Source organism: Aliamphritea hakodatensis (assembly GCF_024347195.1).
In the GTDB taxonomy this organism is placed as follows: Bacteria; Pseudomonadota; Gammaproteobacteria; order Pseudomonadales; family Balneatricaceae; genus Amphritea; species Amphritea hakodatensis.
Genome location: NZ_AP025281.1, coordinates 253,490 through 272,232, shown reverse-complemented (window position 1 = coordinate 272,232; position 18,743 = coordinate 253,490). Strand labels below are relative to the sequence as shown.

20 protein-coding genes are annotated in these 18,743 nt (G+C 54.5%); 11 read left to right on the top strand and 9 right to left on the bottom strand.

The genetic code is table 11. From position 1 onward, the window contains the following. Positions 1-333: 333 nt before the first annotated feature. The 6 genes from PCI15_RS01185 to PCI15_RS01160 all read left to right on the top strand — a co-directional run bounded on the left by PCI15_RS01185 (position 334) and on the right by PCI15_RS01160 (position 6,987). Entirely contained in the window at positions 334-1,611 is a 1,278-nt protein-coding gene (locus tag PCI15_RS01185; RefSeq protein WP_271272546.1) for an imelysin family protein, read from the top strand. A 67-nt stretch (positions 1,612-1,678) separates the two neighbouring features. Beyond that, on the top strand, positions 1,679-3,205 hold the full coding sequence (locus PCI15_RS01180; RefSeq protein ID WP_271272545.1) for a di-heme oxidoreductase family protein: 1,527 nt from the start codon (positions 1,679-1,681) through the stop codon (positions 3,203-3,205). After that, positions 3,202-4,299, top strand: coding sequence for an imelysin family protein (locus tag PCI15_RS01175; RefSeq protein ID WP_271272544.1), 1,098 nt, complete (start codon positions 3,202-3,204; stop codon positions 4,297-4,299). The genes PCI15_RS01180 and PCI15_RS01175 overlap by 4 nt, the downstream gene beginning before the upstream one ends. Further along, positions 4,286-5,401, top strand: a complete 1,116-nt coding sequence (locus PCI15_RS01170; RefSeq protein WP_271272543.1) for a DUF1513 domain-containing protein — start codon at positions 4,286-4,288, stop codon at positions 5,399-5,401. The genes PCI15_RS01175 and PCI15_RS01170 overlap by 14 nt, the downstream gene beginning before the upstream one ends. Positions 5,402-5,540: 139 nt before the next feature. Then, positions 5,541-6,287, top strand: coding sequence for a M48 family metallopeptidase (locus tag PCI15_RS01165; RefSeq protein WP_271272542.1), 747 nt, complete (start codon positions 5,541-5,543; stop codon positions 6,285-6,287). 169 nt (positions 6,288-6,456) lie between these two features. Beyond that, complete coding sequence (locus tag PCI15_RS01160; RefSeq protein ID WP_271272541.1) at positions 6,457-6,987, top strand: hypothetical protein; 531 nt, start codon at positions 6,457-6,459, stop codon at positions 6,985-6,987. Between the two features lie 83 nt (positions 6,988-7,070). Here the strand turns inward: PCI15_RS01160 and creD are convergent, their stop codons facing one another. The 5 genes from creD to PCI15_RS01135 all read right to left on the bottom strand — a co-directional run bounded on the left by creD (position 7,071) and on the right by PCI15_RS01135 (position 11,818). Then, positions 7,071-8,453 (bottom strand): cell envelope integrity protein CreD, encoded by a 1,383-nt coding sequence (creD, locus tag PCI15_RS01155; RefSeq protein ID WP_271272540.1) that lies wholly within the window; start codon positions 8,451-8,453, stop codon positions 7,071-7,073. A gap of 84 nt (positions 8,454-8,537) precedes the next feature. Further along, complete coding sequence (creC, locus tag PCI15_RS01150; protein WP_271272539.1) at positions 8,538-10,025, bottom strand: two-component system sensor histidine kinase CreC; 1,488 nt, start codon at positions 10,023-10,025, stop codon at positions 8,538-8,540. Continuing rightward, positions 10,025-10,717, bottom strand: a complete 693-nt coding sequence (gene creB / locus PCI15_RS01145; RefSeq protein WP_271272538.1) for a two-component system response regulator CreB — start codon at positions 10,715-10,717, stop codon at positions 10,025-10,027. Before creB ends, creC begins: the two co-directional genes overlap by 1 nt. Further along, positions 10,710-11,246: a GNAT family N-acetyltransferase gene (locus PCI15_RS01140; protein ID WP_271272537.1), complete on the bottom strand. Its 537-nt coding sequence runs from the start codon at positions 11,244-11,246 to the stop codon at positions 10,710-10,712. The genes creB and PCI15_RS01140 overlap by 8 nt, the downstream gene beginning before the upstream one ends. Positions 11,247-11,275: 29 nt before the next feature. Beyond that, complete coding sequence (locus PCI15_RS01135; protein WP_271272536.1) at positions 11,276-11,818, bottom strand: gamma carbonic anhydrase family protein; 543 nt, start codon at positions 11,816-11,818, stop codon at positions 11,276-11,278. A gap of 223 nt (positions 11,819-12,041) precedes the next feature. Between PCI15_RS01135 and prlC the strand changes: the two genes are divergently transcribed. From prlC to PCI15_RS01120, 3 genes are read left to right on the top strand one after another with little or no spacing between them, the layout of a single operon-like run. Then, positions 12,042-14,087, top strand: a complete 2,046-nt coding sequence (gene prlC / locus PCI15_RS01130) for an oligopeptidase A (protein WP_271272535.1) — start codon at positions 12,042-12,044, stop codon at positions 14,085-14,087. 7 nt (positions 14,088-14,094) lie between these two features. After that, the gene (locus PCI15_RS01125) at positions 14,095-14,349 is read left to right on the top strand and encodes a YheV family putative zinc ribbon protein (protein ID WP_271272534.1); all 255 of its coding nucleotides are present in this window, start codon (positions 14,095-14,097) and stop codon (positions 14,347-14,349) included. A 40-nt stretch (positions 14,350-14,389) separates the two neighbouring features. Continuing rightward, positions 14,390-14,977, top strand: coding sequence for a DNA-3-methyladenine glycosylase I (locus tag PCI15_RS01120; RefSeq protein ID WP_271272533.1), 588 nt, complete (start codon positions 14,390-14,392; stop codon positions 14,975-14,977). 15 nt (positions 14,978-14,992) lie between these two features. Here the strand turns inward: PCI15_RS01120 and PCI15_RS01115 are convergent, their stop codons facing one another. The 4 genes from PCI15_RS01115 to PCI15_RS01100 form a co-directional block, all read right to left on the bottom strand. Then, positions 14,993-15,328 carry a type II toxin-antitoxin system HicB family antitoxin gene (locus PCI15_RS01115; protein WP_271272532.1) on the bottom strand — a complete coding sequence of 112 codons (336 nt, stop codon included), beginning with the start codon at positions 15,326-15,328 and terminating at the stop codon, positions 14,993-14,995. Then, positions 15,325-15,579, bottom strand: a complete 255-nt coding sequence (locus PCI15_RS01110) for a type II toxin-antitoxin system HicA family toxin (RefSeq protein ID WP_271272531.1) — start codon at positions 15,577-15,579, stop codon at positions 15,325-15,327. The genes PCI15_RS01115 and PCI15_RS01110 overlap by 4 nt, the downstream gene beginning before the upstream one ends. Positions 15,580-15,624: 45 nt before the next feature. Then, positions 15,625-16,929, bottom strand: a complete 1,305-nt coding sequence (locus PCI15_RS01105) for a sensor histidine kinase (RefSeq protein WP_271272530.1) — start codon at positions 16,927-16,929, stop codon at positions 15,625-15,627. A 120-nt stretch (positions 16,930-17,049) separates the two neighbouring features. After that, entirely contained in the window at positions 17,050-17,430 is a 381-nt protein-coding gene (locus PCI15_RS01100; protein ID WP_271272529.1) for a hypothetical protein, read from the bottom strand. A gap of 136 nt (positions 17,431-17,566) precedes the next feature. On the opposite strand from PCI15_RS01100, the gene PCI15_RS01095 reads away from it, so the two are divergent. Both PCI15_RS01095 and PCI15_RS01090 read left to right on the top strand, forming a co-directional pair. Further along, positions 17,567-18,235: a response regulator transcription factor gene (locus PCI15_RS01095; RefSeq protein ID WP_271272528.1), complete on the top strand. Its 669-nt coding sequence runs from the start codon at positions 17,567-17,569 to the stop codon at positions 18,233-18,235. 35 nt (positions 18,236-18,270) lie between these two features. Further along, entirely contained in the window at positions 18,271-18,582 is a 312-nt protein-coding gene (locus PCI15_RS01090; RefSeq protein ID WP_271272527.1) for a cupin domain-containing protein, read from the top strand. Positions 18,583-18,743 lie beyond the last annotated feature (161 nt).

Below are 18,743 nucleotides of genomic sequence, written 5' to 3'. Positions count from 1 at the left end.
GTATAACCGCCACATACTCATCCGCCGACCGGCATCTTTGCTCTGCCATTTCATGACCGCCGCAGACTCACACGGCTGTTTGCAAAAACCCCCACCCAGATCAATGTTTTCTTATCAGCGCTCAGGCAATATGAATCGAAATCAGTCGTGTTAGCGTTGTTTTGACATTTTTTCCACACCGCCACTGAGAGACTGACTTTTAATTTTTTATCTGACGTATGTATGATCAGGATCAAAAGCCAATTAAAAAGCCTATTGCGAATCATTCTTGTTTCAATTAACCTTCCGCCTACTATTACGCATATCAATGCTACTCACAGGAAGAATAGAACAATGAAAAAGCTTTTCGCACCGGCCGCTCTGACGGTTGCAATGCTGGCTGCTGGTGGCCAGGCATTTGCTAAAGACGTATCTGCCCAGGCAGTTCTGGATAACTATGCAAACATTGCTCAGGCAAAGTATGAAGATTCTCTGAATACTGCAATGGACCTGCAGAGCAGCCTCGAAAAGCTGTTGGCTAACCCTTCTGATGCCACTCTGAAAGCTGCCCGTGAAGCCTGGATCGCTGCACGTGTACCTTACCAGCAGTCTGAAGTTTACCGTTTCGGCAACGCCATCGTTGATGACTGGGAAGGTAAAGTAAACGCATGGCCGCTGGATGAAGGCCTGATTGATTATGTTGACGCTTCAAGCTACGGCGAAGAGTCTGACGAAAACCCGGCTTACGCAGCGAACGTAATCGCTAACGCTAAGCTGAATGTTGGCGGCGTTGAAATCGACGCAACTGAAATTACACCGGCCCTGATTGCAGAACAGCTGCAGGAAGTAGACGGTGTTGAAGCCAACGTTGCTAGCGGCTACCACGCAATCGAATTCCTGCTGTGGGGCCAGGACCTGAACGGCAACGAAAAAGGTGCCGGTAACCGTCCAGCTACTGATTTTGATGTAAACAACTGCACCGGTGGTAACTGCGACCGTCGTCGTGACTACCTGCAGGCTGCAACCACTCTGATGATCTCTGATCTGAAAGAAATGGTCGCGAACTGGGAAGCCGATGGAGCTGCCCGTAAGGATCTGATGGCTAAGGGTGAAAAAGGCGGTCTGTCTACCATGCTGACCGGCATGGGTTCCCTGGCATACGGCGAACTGGCAGGTGAGCGCACCAAGCTGGGTCTGATGCTGCACGATCCGGAAGAAGAGCATGATTGCTTCTCTGATAACACTCACTGGTCTCACTTCTATGACGCGAAAGGCATCATGAACGTATACGAAGGGTCTTACACCCGCGTAAACGGTCAGGTGGTTTCCGGTCCTAGCCTGTCTGACCTGGTTGCTGCCAAGGCACCTGAGCTGGACAAAGAGATGCAGATGAAACTGAAGAAAACTCAGGATGCGATGCAGGTCATGGCTGACCGCGGTGAAGCCGGTGAAACCTTCGACGTACTGATCGGCGCAGGCAACACTGCTGGTAACCAGATCGTACAGGACGCTGTTGATGGCCTGGTTGATGAAACCAAGACCATTGAAAAGATCATCGGCGCACTGGATCTGGACGGAATCGAACTGGAAGGTTCGGACAGCCTGGACAACCCGTCTCTCGTATCAAACTAAAACCCGAAAGGCCTGCACTGTCAGGATGACAGTGCAGCACCTGTATAAGAGTGTGAATCATCAAACGATGTCTGATTCTCAATCCTTTGCAGGCTATCGCGGAAATAAACCGGTCAATGTTGTATTGACCGGTTTTTCTGTTTTATTAGCCTCTGCATTCTCAGTATCAGTGGCGGCCTCTGCACCTGCAAACAGTGCCCAGATGCCACCTGACTTTAGCCAGCCACAGGCCGGTGAACACTTGCCCGGCGGCAGTGCTTCCACCCGCAAAAAAGCCAGCCGTGATCTGTTCATGCAGCCTTCGGGCAATATGGCTTTTAACAAGAAACTCGATTTCAAACTGGGCAACGGCATCTTCCGCAAACTGTGGGTATCTTCTCCGTCATCCACTACCGCCAGCGACGGCCTGGGCCCGCTCTACAACGCCCGTTCATGCATGGGCTGCCACGTTCGTGACGGCCGTGGACACACGCCTACCGGCAACTGGCCGGATGATAACGCCATTTCCATGCTGATGCGCCTGAGCATTCCACCTCAGAATGAAGCCCAGCAAGCCCAGCTCAGCAGCGGTTATATGGGAGTGATTCCTGAGCCCACTTACGGCGGCCAGTTACAGGATTTCGCCGTCACCGGCATTAATGCCGAAGGCCGTATCCATACCACGTATACACCTGTGACCGTTACCCTGAACGGCGGTGAACAGGTTGAGTTGCGCAAGCCTGAGTACCGGGTCACCGACCTGAGTGCAGGCCCTCTGCATCCGGATACCATGCTCTCCGTCCGTATCGCCCCGCCAATGATTGGTCTGGGTCTGCTGGAAGCCATCAGTGAAGCAGACATTCTCAGTTGGTCGGACCCTGAAGACAGCGACAGTAACGGCATTTCCGGCCGGCCAAACATGGCCTGGAACCTGGTTGAAAACAAACCAACCCTGGGCCGCTACGGCTGGAAAGCCGGTAACCCGACGCTGGATCAGCAAAATAACGGCGCCTTTAATAACGACATCGGCATCTCAACACCTATGATGCCCGCCGCCTATGGCGACTGTACTGAAGCCCAGCAGATTTGCCGCGAACTGCCCGATGGTAACACCCCGGCTCAGGATAACGCCGAAGCTTCACAGCAAATGATCGACTGGCTACTGTTCTATACCCGTAATCTGGCCGTACCGGTTCGCCCGGATGCCGCTAAACCTGAAGTACTGGCCGGCAAGCAGGCATTTTTCGACAGCGGCTGTGCCGACTGTCACCGGCCAAATTACCGGACCACCGCCCGGGCAGATATGCCGGAGCAGTCGGAGCAGCTGATCTGGCCATACAGTGACCTGTTGCTGCATGACATGGGCGACGCTTTAGCCGATAATCGCCCGGAATTCGCTGCCACCGGCCGTGAATGGCGCACGCCGCCACTGTGGGGCATTGGCCGTACCAAAACCGTCAGCGAAGAGGCTCACTACCTGCATGACGGACGGGCCCGCACGCTGCTTGAAGCCGTCCTATGGCACGGCGGTGAAGCAGAAGCAGCCAAACAGAAGGTTATCGCGATGGCGAAACCGCAAAGGGACAATCTGATCACATTTCTGGAGTCACTATGATCAAACGCGCGATTACACTTTCACTGTTATGCGGCGGCCTGCTCAGCCAGGTACAGGCAGCCACTGCACCCAGCGATGCCCAGTGGCGCAGCCTGAATCAGACCATAGTGGCTCAGCACGTACTGCCCCGCTATCAGAACTTTGCTGACGCCACGGCACAAATGGCAGCCAGCAGCGAAGCCCTGTGCCAGAATGCCACTGCCGAAAACCTCAGCGCAGCTCAGCAAAGCTATCATCAGGCGATGGATGCCTGGCAGGGCATTCAGCATGTCCGCTTCGGCCCCATTGAAAACCTGATGCGCAGCTTCAGCGTGCAATACTGGCCAGATAAGAAAAACCTCACCGGCAAGCACATTAACGGCCTGCTGAATAAGCGGGAAGAAACCAGCCTGACCCCGGAGTTCTTCCGTAACGCCAGCATCGCTGTAAAAGGTCTGCCGGCAGTGGAACGCCTGCTGTTTGATAAAGCCGGCCTGCCCGCCTTTACAGACAACAGCTACCAGTGCCGTCTGAATGCTTCCATCAGTCAGTATCTGGCGGATCTGGGCAAGCATACCGCAACAGAATGGCAGGATTATGCCACCAGCTTTAATTCACCGGGGGACGGCATCAGCTATTACGATAGCGATGTTGAAGCCAGCACCGATCTGATGAAAGCACTGGTGGAACCGGTAGAAGTGATCCGTGATCTGAAAATTCTGCGGCCGCTGGGCACCGCCGCAAAAGACATCAACGGCAAGGTAAAACCCCGCCGCAGCGAGTCCTGGCGCAGCAGTCGCTCCCTGCGTAACATCGAAGTGAACGTCGCCACCCTGCATGACCTGTACTCCGGTCAGGGGGACGACAGCTTCAGAGCCCTGCTCAGCGCGGCCGGCCATCAGGATCTGGCAGACAGCATTGAAGCAAACTTCATTTCGGTTGAAAAAGAGCTGCAAACCATTCCGGCCCCAATGTTCAGCAGCCTTGAACAGCCGGCAGCCCAGCAGCAATTCCGCGACCTGTCTGCCAACATGAAAAGGCTCCAGTATGCACTCAGCGATGCTGTTCAGTTACTGGACCTGCAACTAGGATTCAACAGCCGTGACGGCGATTAACCGCAGACAGTTCTGTCAGTTGCTGGCGGCAGGTACCATCCTGCCGTCGCTCAGCATGTCTTCCGTACTGGCAGCGACCGGTAAAACCCCGCTGTTCGCCTCGGCAGCCAAAGCCGGTGAAGACGATTACCGGCTCTATGTGGTAGCCACCGACGGCAGCCTGCTGCTGGACCATAAGCTGCCCACCCGGGCCCACCACGTTGAAGCCCATCCGCACCGGCCGGTCCTTGCCTGCACGGCCCGGCGCCCGGATACTTTCATAGAAATTGTGGACTATCAGCAGGGACGGCTGATCCGGCGAATTGAATCCGGTGAAGGCCGGCATTTCTTCGGCCACTCGGTCTTTACCCCAGACGGTGAATTCCTGATCAGCAGCGAAAACAACATTGCCGACGGACAGGGGCGGATTGTTATCCGCCGGGCATCCGGCCTGTTCACCAAGGTTGCTGATATGCCATCCGGGGGAATAGGCCCCCATGAAATCAAGCTGCTGCCGGCCAACAGCCAGACCCTCATGATCGCTAACGGTGGCATTCTGACCCATCCGGATCAGGGCCGTAAAAAGCTCAATCTCGACACCATGCAACCGTCACTGGCGGCGCTGAATCTGCGCAGCGGACAGATTGAAGAACAGCAGTTTTTGCCCGGGGAATACCATCAGCTGAGTATCCGCCATATCGATACCAATCAGCATAATGAAACCATCATTGCACTGCAGTATCAGGGCAAAGAAGATAACCCGCCACTGGTGGCCATTCACCGCCCCGGCCAGCCCCTGAAACTGCTGACTGCCCCGGAACCGGTAGATATTGCCATGAAACGTTATTGTGGCAGCGCCCGGTTTGACCGCAGCGGTCAATATGCGGCGATCTCTTCTCCGCGGGGAAATCTGATCACCTTCTGGGACTTGCATAACGACCGCTACCACTCGATGATAAACAGTCCGGATGGCTGTGGTCTGGCCGCAACCGCTAACCCCGGGGAATTTATCATTACCACCGGACGGGGCATCTGTCAGCAGCACAACCTGCTAAACGGGTCCACTCAGCGGATTTCTCTGGCACAGCGGCTGGCCTGGGACAACCATATGGTCACCCTGTAACTTCAGGAACTTTTCCGGTGCGCAGCAGCTCCACAGGCTAACGGGCCCTATGTACAGAAGTGGCCCGCAAGCTAACAGCTGTCAGACTGACTGCCCGACAGACTGCCCGACTGACTGCCCGACTGAACAGGAAACACAGATGCGGTATCTGAAGATCATTACACTGAGCACGCTGGCTTTGATGCTCAGCGGTTGCGATAACGAAGGCGAGTTTAATCTGGCCAGCGCCATCGCCAGCGGCGTGACGGTGTATCAGGCAGCGACGCTGGAAGAACAGGACGTCATCCAGGCTGCACAGCTGAGTGCCGCTGAACTGGATAAAAACAACCGTGTCGCCCCGGCCAGCAGCCCCTACAGCAAACGGTTACAGCGCATTGTTAAGGGACTGGAAGTCGTCGACGGCCAGCCCATGAATTACCGGGTATATCTCAGCCCGGCGGTAAACGCCTTTGCCATGGCTGACGGTACCATCCGGGTTCACTCCGGCCTGCTGGATGCTATGCCGGATGATCAGGTACTGGCGGTTATCGGCCACGAAATCGGCCACGTCCGGCTACAGCACAGTTACCAGAGAATGCGTAAACAGCTACTGACGAATGCCGTGTTTCAGGCCGCAGATTCCGCCGGTGGTGATATCGCCTCACTGAGTAACTCACAACTGGGCGAGCTGGCCTATCAGGCCATTAGTGCACAGTTCTCTCAGGCGGATGAACTGGCGGCAGACAGCTACGCGCAGCAAATCCTGCTGCAACTGGAACAGGACCCTCAGGCGATGGCCCGTTCAATCGCCACCCTGCAGAGTAAATACGGCCGTGGCGGCGGCTTTCTCAGCAGCCATCCATCAAACCCTGATCGTTTAGAAAATCTGCAGAAAGTCATTAACTAAACGCTTCTGAAACAGTCGCTTAGCAGCAAAAACCCAATTTGGGTAATCGTTATTTTCCTTCCGGGAAAAATTCACGAACAATGGCTGCCTCTGATGAAAAAACAACCAGCCCAGCTCAGTAGTTTTAGCAGTATACGGGGCAGTTTTACGCCATATTTGGAAGACACTGATGACCCTTAATCTGACCCGGACCCGAATACTGTTTCGCAACAGTTTAGTGATCCTCCTGACCCTCTTTCTGGTCAGCGCCTGCAAGCAGGAAACCCCTGAAGAAAAAGCCATGCGCATGGCTCCCACGCTCACTGAGCAGAATGTTCGTAAGTTTGTCTCGATTGCCGGCAAAGACTACAACAATATTCTCGGCCAGCTGGAAAAGGCCTATGGCAAATTTAAGGCAGAGAACGACTCACTGGGGTTCATCGGCTACCGCAATACCCAGTGGACCTGGGAGTACCTCGATTTAAAACGGCACTATGCTGCGGTGCTGGAGAAAAACCGTAAGTTTGTCGCCAGCCATTCGCTGCAGCCGGTGTTTGATGAATACGAGGGCATCCTGAATATCGGACTGGATCTGAAACACGCCCTGTCCGAAGGCAATAAACGCCGCGAGCGCCGGGCATTTGAAAGCATCAAACGGGGCAAGATAGTGATGGCGAAAACCCTGCTAAAACTCAGTCAGGCTAAAGCCGGCAAAGCTTAACCGGAAAAAGGCTTAACCGAAAAAAAAAGCTTAACCATAAAAAACGGTGCTGCAGCACCGTTTTTTTTTGCTGGCCAGCTCGGTTATCCGGCAGGTTTCTCTTTTGCCTGAACAGGTTTCTCGCTGCGGCCACCGACCTGATACCAGTCAACTTTCCGGGTCATAATCATACTGATGGCCAGTATCGCAAAGATCAGCACCGAGCCCATCAGCAGGGCATAGTCCTCGGAAGAAATAATCACAAACAGCAGCCCGTAAAGCGCTGACAGCCCTGCCGCAAAACTGACACCCCGCAGCAAACTCTTGAGCACGGCGCTGAGGTATATCCCTAACAACCCGGTACAGGCCAGCGTCGCCAGTAAATAGGCCAGCCCGAAGCTGATGTGTTCACTCAGGGAGATCAGCAGCATGTAAAACAGTGCCAGCGCCATGCCCACCATGCCGTATTGCACCGGATGGATCTGCAGCTGTTTAAGCACCTCAAACAGGAAGAACACGATGAAGGTTACGCCGATAAACAACAGCCCGTATTTAATAGAACGCTCCGCCTGCACGTACATATCCACCGGCTGAATGAAATCAGCGCCCACCGCATAGTCAGCAAACAGGCAGTAATTTCCCGTCAGACATTCTCTGGCAACCGACTGTAAATCCGCAGAAAACGGTGAGGTGCTCCAGTCTGCCGCAAAGCCGTTATCGGTCAGGGTATAACTTTCCGGCAGGTAGCGCCCGGTAAAACTCGGATGCTGCCAGTCAGACTGCATGCTGATGCGGTTATAATCCCCCACCGGTGTCAGTAACAGCCGTTCCATGCCCCGGATCTGCATCGCCACGCTGAAATCAACGCTCTGGGTCAGGCTGGCGGAAAATGCCGGAATCGCCCCGTGAACCCCCTGCGTATGGGATGCCAGCTGGCTGCCCGGCTGGATATTCAGGCTCTGTTGCTGCCACTGAACCGAAGGCTCATCCACAATCCCCCGCATATCGGACACCATGACCGATAACGTCGCTTTTCCCCAGCTCAGCGTCCCCTGATACTCCTCTTCCAGCTGTTTCTGATGGCTGAGCAGGCCGGCATTGCTGAAGCGCCCCTGCATGTCCAGCCGGGTTTTATACACCGGCACCTCGTAGATGCCCCGTTGACGGGTACTGGTGCTCACCACCGCCTCACTGTTCAGCTGTTCCGGTAACAGCAGATAGCGGCCGCTGCGCTTTTTATCTGTCAGCTGATAGCTTTTGGTTTTATCATCCCAGATCTTCGCCTGATAACTCAGCGACCATGGAATGATAACCATTGGTCCGGTGACGACCTGCTCACCGGTAAAGGTCGTCGCAATATCCCGGATCACCTGATCCCGGTAACCGATACGTTCATAAATAACGTCCTGCTCAAGCAATAACGGAATCCATAAAAGAATGCCCAGCAATGCCAGAGCAAGAATTTTCTGCGCCAAACGTTTAGTCATGACTGATCTCCTTATAAATATGGAGCCAGTATGGGCAGGCAATATGGGGATTATGTGTGATGAATATGTGCTTTAGATGTGGAATTACCCTGCGGGGAACCTGAGCCGGGCCAGCACGCCACCTTCCGGCCGGTTAGTGAGGCTCAGTTCGGCTGAATGCAGCTTGGCAATCTGAGCGACAAAACTCAGCCCCAGCCCCGTGCTGCGCTGCCCGGTGGATGGCCTTGGCAGGGAATAGAAACGCTGCCATATTTTCTCCAGTGCATAATCCGGAATACCGCTGCCCTGATCGGCAATTTCAAGGAGGATAAAACCGTCGTGAGCCGCTTCAAGCCGTACTGAGATCAGGCTGTCTGCGGGGCTGAAATCCAGCGCATTTTCCAGCAGATTGCGCACCGCCTGCGCCAGCAGCAAGGGGTCACCGGACACGCTGAACACAGAACTTTGCGGATGGCAGCTAAACGCCAGCCCGACCTGTCGCTGCCCGGCCAGCCACTGTAACCCGTCCAGCTCCTGCTGTATCAGTTCATCCAGTTTCAGTGTCTGTGGCTGCTCAAGCTGCTGACGGTTTTCCAGCCGGGCCAGTGATAAAACCTGATCCACCAGCGCCCGTAAGCGCTTACTCTCACGTTCAATATTGGCCGCCAGTTTCTGCTGCATCTGCGGGTCATTCACCTGCGGTATCAGTTCTGCCGCCCCCTGCAACGCAGTCAGCGGGCTCTTCATCTCATGGGTCAGGCTCAGGGTATAACTCTCGATGTATTGCTTACCGTCCAGCGCGGTGCGCATTTCATCCATCGCCTGCGCCAGTGCCGCCAGATCCGGATCACTGAGCGTTGGCGACTCTGCCGTTTCACCGGCACCGATGCGGCGGGCATAGCTGACCAGTTTACCGATACTCAGGCTCAGCCAGGTGGACAACAGTGCTCCCAGTATCGCCGCCAGCACCAGCAACCAGACACCCATTGAACGGATATTGTCCCGGGCCAGCTGCCAGAAAGGTTCAACACTGATATTGGATTTACCCACCGACAGGACCCCCAGTATCTGCCGGGGTTGGGCACCGTCCTGCCGGGCATACACCGGCGCACTGATGTACATCACTGAGCTGAATTCATCACCGGGATTCTCCTGGGTACTGCGGGCACCGTACTGGCCTCTGAGGGTCAGATAGACATCATTCCAGCGGCTGTAATCAGCCCCGAGATCCCGGCCGGCGGAATCAAACACTACCTTACCGGCGGCATCCGTCACGTAAACCCGCAGCACGGTGGCGGTTTTTTTATGGGACCATATCGTGGCATTGATCGGCCGGCGCAATGTGCTGTCCAGTACCTCAGACAGCTGCTCCAGCTGCAGCGGCTGCTGCGGCGTTGCCGGGGCCACGTATTCCGCCAGAATATTCGCGGTGTCCACCAGCGCGGTTTCCATTGCCTGCCGCAGGCCCGGTTTAATTTCCCCAAGTAAGGTATTCAGCAACAGGTAAATACCCAGCCCGAGAATGGCAAAGTACGCCAGAAACAGCTTTACCCCAAAGCGGTTCAGCCCCAGACCGGCAATTACCTTTCTCATCAGCCCGACACCGTCAGGCTGTAGCCCAGTCCGCGGTGGGTCTGGATAGAATCATCGTCAGGATCAACCTGCTTCAGCTTGGCCCGCAGGCTTTTAATATGGGTATCCACGGAACGCTCCAGACTCACCTGAGGGTGTTCCCAGGCGGCATGCATCAGCTGCCCGCGGCTGAACACCTGCCCCGGATGCGCCGCCAGCGTTTGCAGCATCAGAAACTCAATGCGGGTCAGGTTCAGCACCTGCCCCCGGAACTGAATGGATGCCTGCCGGCTATCCACCGTAAAAGGCATGTTCACCTCCGCCGGTGAAGACGGGCTGGCAGGCCGTGCCCGGCGTAATATGGCTTTCACCCGGGTAGTCAGCTCACGGGGGCTGAACGGTTTGGTGACATAATCATCCGCGCCAAGCTCCAGCCCCAGAATACGGTCTATTTCATCGGCCCGGGCAGTGAGAAAAATCAGCGGTATATCTGACTCACGACGAATCGCCTTACAGAGTTCAAAGCCATTCATATCCGGCAGGCCAACATCCACAATTGCCAGCTCAAAAGACTCCGATTGCAGGCGCGTCAGCGCCTCGCCCGCCAGTACACAGTGCTCGCTTTGAAAGCCTTCCAGCTGCAGGGCTACACCGATGTTGTCAGCAATAGACACTTCATCTTCCACGATCAGAATCCGCTTCACTTCAGCCATCCTGATGTGCCTGCCATTCGCGGCGCAGCTGCGGATAAATACACATGTCGTGCAGGCGGCCTTTCGAGTACGCGGCTTCCCGGCAGACACCTTCACGGGTGAAGCCCAGTTTCTCAGCCACTTTCAGTGAGCCGGTGTTATCCACAGCAATACGCAGTTCAAGCCGGTTCACCAGGCTGGCTTCAAACAGATAATCCCGGAACAGCCGCAGCGCTTCACTGGCATAGCCCTTACCCCGCCGGGCACCGCTGAAAATTTGATAACCAATTTCAGTGGCGTCAAAATACGGGACCGATTTAAACGCCCAGATGTAGCCCAGCATTTCACCGTCCGGGGCAACCATCAGATAACGCTGATAATCCGGGCCGATCAGACCGTCTTTGGCAAAGTCCTGCCGCAGCTGAGTTTCCGAAGGCATAATCACCGGTAAAAACTCACCCAGACTTTGCATATCACTCAGATGTTCAAAAAACACCGGCAGATCAGCTTCCCGAACAGCGCGGACAGTTAAAAGATCAGATGAAATCATATCGCGGGCATCCCTGTATTCACGGCCTGTTATTCACCGTATGCTTCTTCACGGTGCTGATCTTTAAGCTTCACATAATTTCCGGCGGTATAGGTAAAAAAGCTGATTTCTTTTTCTGTCAGCGCCCGTACCTGTTTCACCGGCCGGCCCACATACAGATAGCCGCTTTGCAGTGTTTTGCCCGGCGGCACCAGGCTGCCGGCCCCGATGATCACTTCATCTTCCACCACGGCGCCGTCCATCACCATTGCCCCCATGCCGATCAGCACCCTGTCACCGATGGTACAGCCATGCAGCATGGCCTGATGCCCGATGGTGACGTCAGAGCCGATCAGCAGCGGATAACCGCCCGGGTTGTAATCACTGGCGTGGGTAATATGCAGGACGGAACCGTCCTGCACGCTGGTGCGGTCGCCAACCCTGATCCGGTGCATATCACCGCGAATGACCGTCAGAGGCCAGACGGATACATCATCCCCCAGTTCAACATCCCCCAGCACAACCGCACTGGGATCAACGAATACCCGTTCCCCTAATTTTGGCGTCATACCTTGGAAAGTGCGTACATTCATGCTGTTATACCCCTGTCTGCTGTATCAGGATTACCGCTTGCCACTGATAACGAATATGACGGCAACGGAACCCAGGTTATTTGTCACAATCATAAGACCAAGTCCCTGATTGAAAAAAGTCTTTTTGCCCTTACATAGAAGAGAACAGGCCTGCCACCATCTTCAGCCGGAACAGCCCGGCCAGCATCAGGCAAGGCGATTTCTTATTTACCGGAGCTAGTGTATGTCGAATCCTCTGCTGCAAAACAATCTGTTACCGCCGTTCAGCACCCTGCAGCCGGACCAGATCGAACCGGCCATTGATCAGTTACTGGCCGACAACCGTCAGCAACTGGAAAACATTCTGAACAACCTGACGGCGCCCAGCTGGGAAAATCTGATCGCCCCGCTGGAAGCCCTGAACGACCGTCTGTCTCAGGCCTGGTCGCCGGTATCCCATATGAATGCTGTGGTTAACAGCGACGCCCTGCGGGATGCTTACAACGCCTGTCTGCCCAAGCTATCCCAGTACTGGACCGAAATGGGCCAGCATCAGCCACTGTATGAAGCATTTAAAGCGCTGCGCGAATCCGATGTCTATCCGGTGCTGAACGAAGCCCAGCAAAAGGTTATCAACAACGCCCTGCGGGACTTCACCCTCAGCGGCATAGCTCTGGAAGATAAAGAGCAGCAGCGCTACGCCGAATTACAGCAGCGCCTGTCTGAGCTGACCACAAAATTCTCTGAAAACCTGATGGACGCGACCGATGGCTGGAGCAAACTGCTGACCGACGAAGCCGAACTGGCCGGCCTGCCGGAAATGGCCATTGCCGCGGCAAAACAGCAAGCTGAAGCCAAAGACCAGCAGGGCTGGATGATCACGCTGGACTTCCCGTCCTACTTCCCGGTAATCACCTATGCGGATAACCGTGAACTGCGCCGCGAAGTCTACGAAGCCTTTGCCACCCGGGCATCCGATCAGGGCCCCCATGCCGGTAAATGGGATAACTCCCCGCTGATGACCGAAATTCTGGAACTGCGCAGCGAACTGGCGCAACTGCTGGGGTTTGCCAACTACGCCGAATATTCACTGGCCACCAAGATGGCCGAGAACACCTCACAGGTTATCCACTTCCTGGAAGACCTGGCTTCTAAAAGCCTGCCGGTGGCCCGTCAGGAACTGGAAGAACTGACCGAATTTGCCCAGCAACAGCAGGGGCTGGATAAACTGGAAGCCTGGGATATCAGCTATTACGGCGAAAAACTCAAGCAGGATCGCTACGCTATTTCCCAGGAAGAACTGCGCCCTTACTTCCCGATGTCGAAAGTACTCAGCGGTCTGTTTCAGGTAACCGGCAAGCTGTTCGACATTGAAATTGAAGAAGTCACCGAATTTGACAGCTGGCACAAAGATGCCCGCCTGTTTAACGTCAGCCGGGGTAGCGAAACCATTGCCCGTTTCTACCTTGATCCTTTCGCCCGGGAGAAAAAACGTGGCGGCGCATGGATGGACGAATGCCGGGTACGCCGTCGTCTTAACGACGGTGCCATTCAGCTGCCAGTTGCCTATCTGGTCTGTAACTTCAATTCACCGGTGGGGGATAAACCTGCACTGCTGACCCACAACGAAGTCACCACCCTGTTCCACGAATTCGGCCACGGTCTGCATCACATGCTGACCAAGATCGAATCCGCCGATGTCAGCGGCATCAACGGTGTTGCCTGGGATGCGGTCGAACTGCCAAGCCAGTTCCTGGAAAACTGGTGCTACGAACCTGAAGCGCTGGCGCTGATTTCCGGCCACTATGAAAGCGGCGAAACCCTGCCACAGGACATGCTGGATAAGATGCTGGCAGCGAAGAATTTCCAGTCCGGCATGATGATGGTCCGCCAGCTGGAATTCTCCCTGTTCGACTTCCGTCTGCACGCAGAATACCAGCCCGGTGAAACCGAGGTTCAGGCGCTGCTGAATGACGTGCGCAGCAAGGTTGCCGTTATCAAAGCGCCGGAATTTAACCGTTTCCAGCACAGTTTCTCGCACATTTTTGCCGGCGGTTACGCCGCAGGCTACTATAGCTATAAATGGGCAGAGGTTCTGTCGGCCGATGCTTTCTCCCGGTTCGAGGAAGAAGGCATCTTTGACCCGCAGGCAGGTCGCGATTTCCGCAGCAATATTCTGGAAATGGGCGGCTCCCGCGAACCGATGGAACTGTTCACCGCTTTCCGTGGCCGGCCACCGGAAGTTGATGCACTGCTGCGTCACTCCGGCATCGTCAGCCAGCAAAACTGAGAACACTATGACGATTGTTAAACGTTTTATCGCCGGGGCTGTATGCCCCCGGTGCGCTGAAATGGACACCCTGAAGATGTACCGGGCAGACGGCCGCGAATACCGCGAATGTGTGCGCTGTGACTTTGAAGACTCCATGGCGATGGACGGTTCCGACCAGCCCTCCGAAGAAATGGAAACCCGGGTTAACCGGGGCGGCAAGGTTGAACTGGAACCGGCACAACCACTGATGTTTCATCCTAACCCTGGCAGCAAACACTGATCACCGGATAAGCCCCTGACTTCAGATAAGGATATATAGCATGTGCCAACGATGTGCCTGGTCCACCGCGACCGAACTGGAAACCCAGTATCACGATGAAGTCTGGGGGGTACCGCAAACCGACGATCAGACCCTGTTCGAATACCTGATTCTGGAAAGCGCTCAGGCGGGGCTGAGCTGGCGTACCATTCTTGAAAAGCGGGAAGGCTACCGTTATCAGTATGAAGGCTTTGACCCGGTAAAAGTGGCTGCTTTTGATGAAGCCAAGATTGAATCTATGCTGCAAGATGCCGGCATAGTGCGCCACCGGGGCAAGCTGGAAGCGTCGGTAAAGAACGCGAAAGTATTTCTCAAACTGCAGGAAGAACACGGCAGCTTTGCAAAATATATCTGGCAGTTTGTCGACTACAAACCGGTGCAGAACAGCTGGAAAGATCTGACTGAAGTGCCGGGCTCCACCCCGGAATCAGTGGCGATGAGTAAAGCACTGAAGAAGCTCGGTATGAACTTTGTTGGCCCCACCATCTGCTACGCCTTTATGCAGGCCACCGGCATGGTCAATGACCATGAAGTCAGCTGCATCCGCTACCAGCCCTGCCAGCAACTGGCTGAAAGCTTCGCCCTCTGAGAGTGACCGGCCGGATTATTGTCCGGCCTGTTCGTGCAATGCTTTAGCCGCCCACTGATTAATACTCATCCCACTCAGTTCAGCCGCTCTGGCAACCGAGGCATGAATTTCAGGTGTTAACCGTAACATCAGTTTTCCGGAATAGGGTTTCTGGGGGGATTTACCCAACTGCTGACAGGTCTCCAGATAATCATCCACAGCGTCTTCAAAGGCAGACTTTAATGTTGTAACGGAGTCACCGTGAAAGCCTATCACATCGTTGATACCGGCCAGTTTGCCAATAAAACATTCATCTTCTGCACTGAATTCAATCCGGGCCGCATAGCCTTTATATGTCAGTGAATTTTTCATAACTTAACCCCCAACTGACGGATAAACGCCCGGGCATCTTTAACCTGATAGGGTTTGGCTTCCTTTTTGGGATGCGGGCGATGGAATGTGGCAATCACGCCATTGCAATGAAATCTGACCCGGGAACCTCTCCCTTCGACTAACTCACAGCCCAGTGAAATCAAAAGTTGTTCAATGTCTTTCCAGGCAATTGTGGCCGACACAGGATCAGAAAAAATCGTCGCTAAAATCCGTTTCTGCTTCGAGCTCATAGGCAAATGATATCATTATTTGATATCAAACTCACCCATCAGTATTTACTCTGCCGAATGGCTGACCGGCAATTCAATCCTGATCTGAATAACCCCGGCCCTGATCAGCGCGGCAGATACTTCCCCCCGGTGGCGGGCCACTATCTGCGCGACCAGTGTCAGCCCGATGCCCAGCCCGCCGGAACGCCGGCTGCGGCTGCTGTCAGCCCGGTAGAATGGCTGAAACAGCTGGTTAAGATCAGACTCGCTGAGTTGTGCACCGTCATTTTCAATACAGAGAACAGCCTGCCCTTCCTGAACGCTCAGATTCACCGTTATAAAGCTGTGATGATACTGCGCCGCATTATCCAGTAAATTTCCCAGTACGCGCTTTAATAAGGCGCTGTTACCCTGCACCTGAACCGGCTCTTCCGGCAAAGTAAAGGTTACCGGAGACTCTTCATAGCTGCCGGCACTTTGTGTAACCAGCTGGTTCAGAGACACCCTCTGCATCTGCAACGCATCCTGATTCACCCGGCTCAGTTCAAGGATCTGCTCGGAGGTCTGCTGTAATTCATCCACATAGCCATCGACCCGTTCCAGCCCCTGCCACAGCTTTTCCCCTTCCCTGCCACGTAACATATCCAGCGCAAAACGGATCCGGGCAATCGGCGTACGCAGTTCATGGGGAATTGCAGCAATCATGACCTGCTGTTCGGTCAGCGTTGTATCCAGCCGCCGGGCCATCCCGTTAAAGGCCATGACGATATTCGGAATCAGCTTACCGTGCTCTGGCGCCAGACGAATCCGGGTATCCTGACTGAACCCCTCTATCGCCTTCTCAAGTGCCCGCATAGGCCGGCCAAAGGCATATAGCAGATAACCGATGCCCAGCAGCATCGACAGAATGATAACCACCATTGGGCCGGCAAACAGTAGCAGCACCGCAAACTCAGCACGGCTTTCATCGACCAGCTCACTGTCTCCCTCTTCATAGAGAATTAACCAGCCGGCCCGGGGGCTGGGAAAATAGCTGTAAAACATATTCTCTTCATCGGCCCGGTAATACCCTGTCTGGCCATCCGGGGCGGTAAAGGATTCGGCACTGGCGGGCAGTTCACTGTCTTTTATCAGAGAAGGTGTCAGTTCAAAAAAACTGCTGTACGTTGCAATGCTGTTTTGCCACCGGTCAAAGGGTTCCTTCGCCAGCTGGCTATACAGCACACGGTGCTCCAGCGAACTTTCTTCCCTGAATTCAGCCTCGCTGAATTCCTCAAAAGCCGGCTCAATTACAAATATCACCAGACACATTATGCCCAGCACAATAATGCCGCAAATGCCGAGAACTGTTTTAAAAAAAAGCCTGCGCATAAATCGCTACCACTTACCCATTGACTGAATGCCAGCCCCAGAATACCAAACATGACCCACCAATAGTCACGCATCTTATTCCTCCGGGTGATCCCCTGAAGCGGCGCAGGCTGAAACGGTTTAACCCACTACCCGGTGACCACGGCCGGACATACATTCCAGAACGATATTTTTACGTTCACCCCGGGTGTCCCATGCCCGGCCACCGGCACTCAGTGCACCGCCAACCAGGGCGCCGCCAACAATGTCCCCGGTATCACCGCCAATGGCACCGACAACCGCACCGATACCGGCGCCCAGCAGGGCTTCAGACTTGGTATCGTCGTTCAGGTATTCACGCTGTTCAGCAAGGTTTTTGCAGTCTGCCAGATCGTCATAAAATAACGCATCCTTTGGCCCGTCAACGATCGGCTCGTAATCGGCGGCGGTGTTGGCACAGCCGCTCAGAAACATTGTCATGATCAGGCTGGTTGCCAGGGTCAGATTCGTTTTAGAATACATTTTCATCGTGTCCTGCAGTTCAGGCATCTGTCACAGATGCCGGTTAACATTTGCAGCCTATGATACTCAGCCGAAGCGCACGCTTCCGTTACCAAAACGTGTGTAAGTGTAAGCATTTGTAAGCAGGAGAAATTCCATGCACGAGACCCGCATATTGCTGGTTGAAGATGACGCCCCACTGGCAGAAATGATGCAGACCTTCCTGGAAGAAGAAGGCTTCACTGTGCACTCTTGTCATGACGGTGATGACGCCTGCCAGATACTCGACCGGCACAGCTTCGATCTGGCGGTGCTTGATCTGATGCTGCCCGGCCGCGACGGGCTGGAAATCTGCCGGCACCTGCGCAAAACCAGTGATATTCCAGTGTTAATGCTAACCGCCAAAGACGATGATATGGTCGCCACAGCGTCCCTGCAGCTGGGTGTGGATAACTACCTGCAAAAGCCGGTCCGCCCACACTTACTGCTTGCCCACATTGAAGCCCTGCTGCGCCGCAGTTATCCGGCTAACACTCCGGTTCAGGATATTCATATTAACCCCGCTACCTATACCGCCAGTCTTAAAGGCACGGCGCTGGAACTGACCAGCGGTGAATATGAACTGCTGGCCTATCTCTGTGAGCGGGCCGGTGAAATTATTTCCCGGGAACAGCTCTATCAGGACATTCGCGGCATTCCTTTCGACGGTACAGACCGGGCTATTGATCTGCGCATTTCCACCCTGCGTAAAAAGCTCAGCGATGATCAGCCCCCCTACCGCTACATCAAAACCGTGCGCAGCAAAGGTTACCTGCTGGCACTGTAACCGCCTTTCCAACGATCCGCCCGACAGGACAAAATATGAAAATCTACCGTGCCAGAAATTTCACCGCTGACCGCGCCTGGGGTGCACAGGACATCGCCAGCATGAACGGCATCACCACCCGGCTCCACTGGACTGACCAGCCCTACAAATGGCACATCAATGACGGTGAAGAAGTTTTTGCCGTGCTGGACGGCGAAGTGGATATGCATTACCGCCAGCAAGGCGAAGAACAGGTGGTCCGCCTGCAAACCGGCGATGTTTTTTACGCCTCTGTGGGTACCGAACATGTCGCCCACCCGGTGGGTGAAGCCCGTATTCTGGTGATCGAGGCAGAAGGCAGCGTCTGAATTGCCTCCCTGCCTTCTTGCCAGCTTTCAAAAGCTGCTTTTGAAAGCGCATTTCTGGCTACAAAACCTGTAGCCTTTATAAAAAACACAAATTGGGTACAGTCTCCGAAAATACACGACTAATTAAGTATTTACGCTTTGCACAAGCGTCACATGAGAAT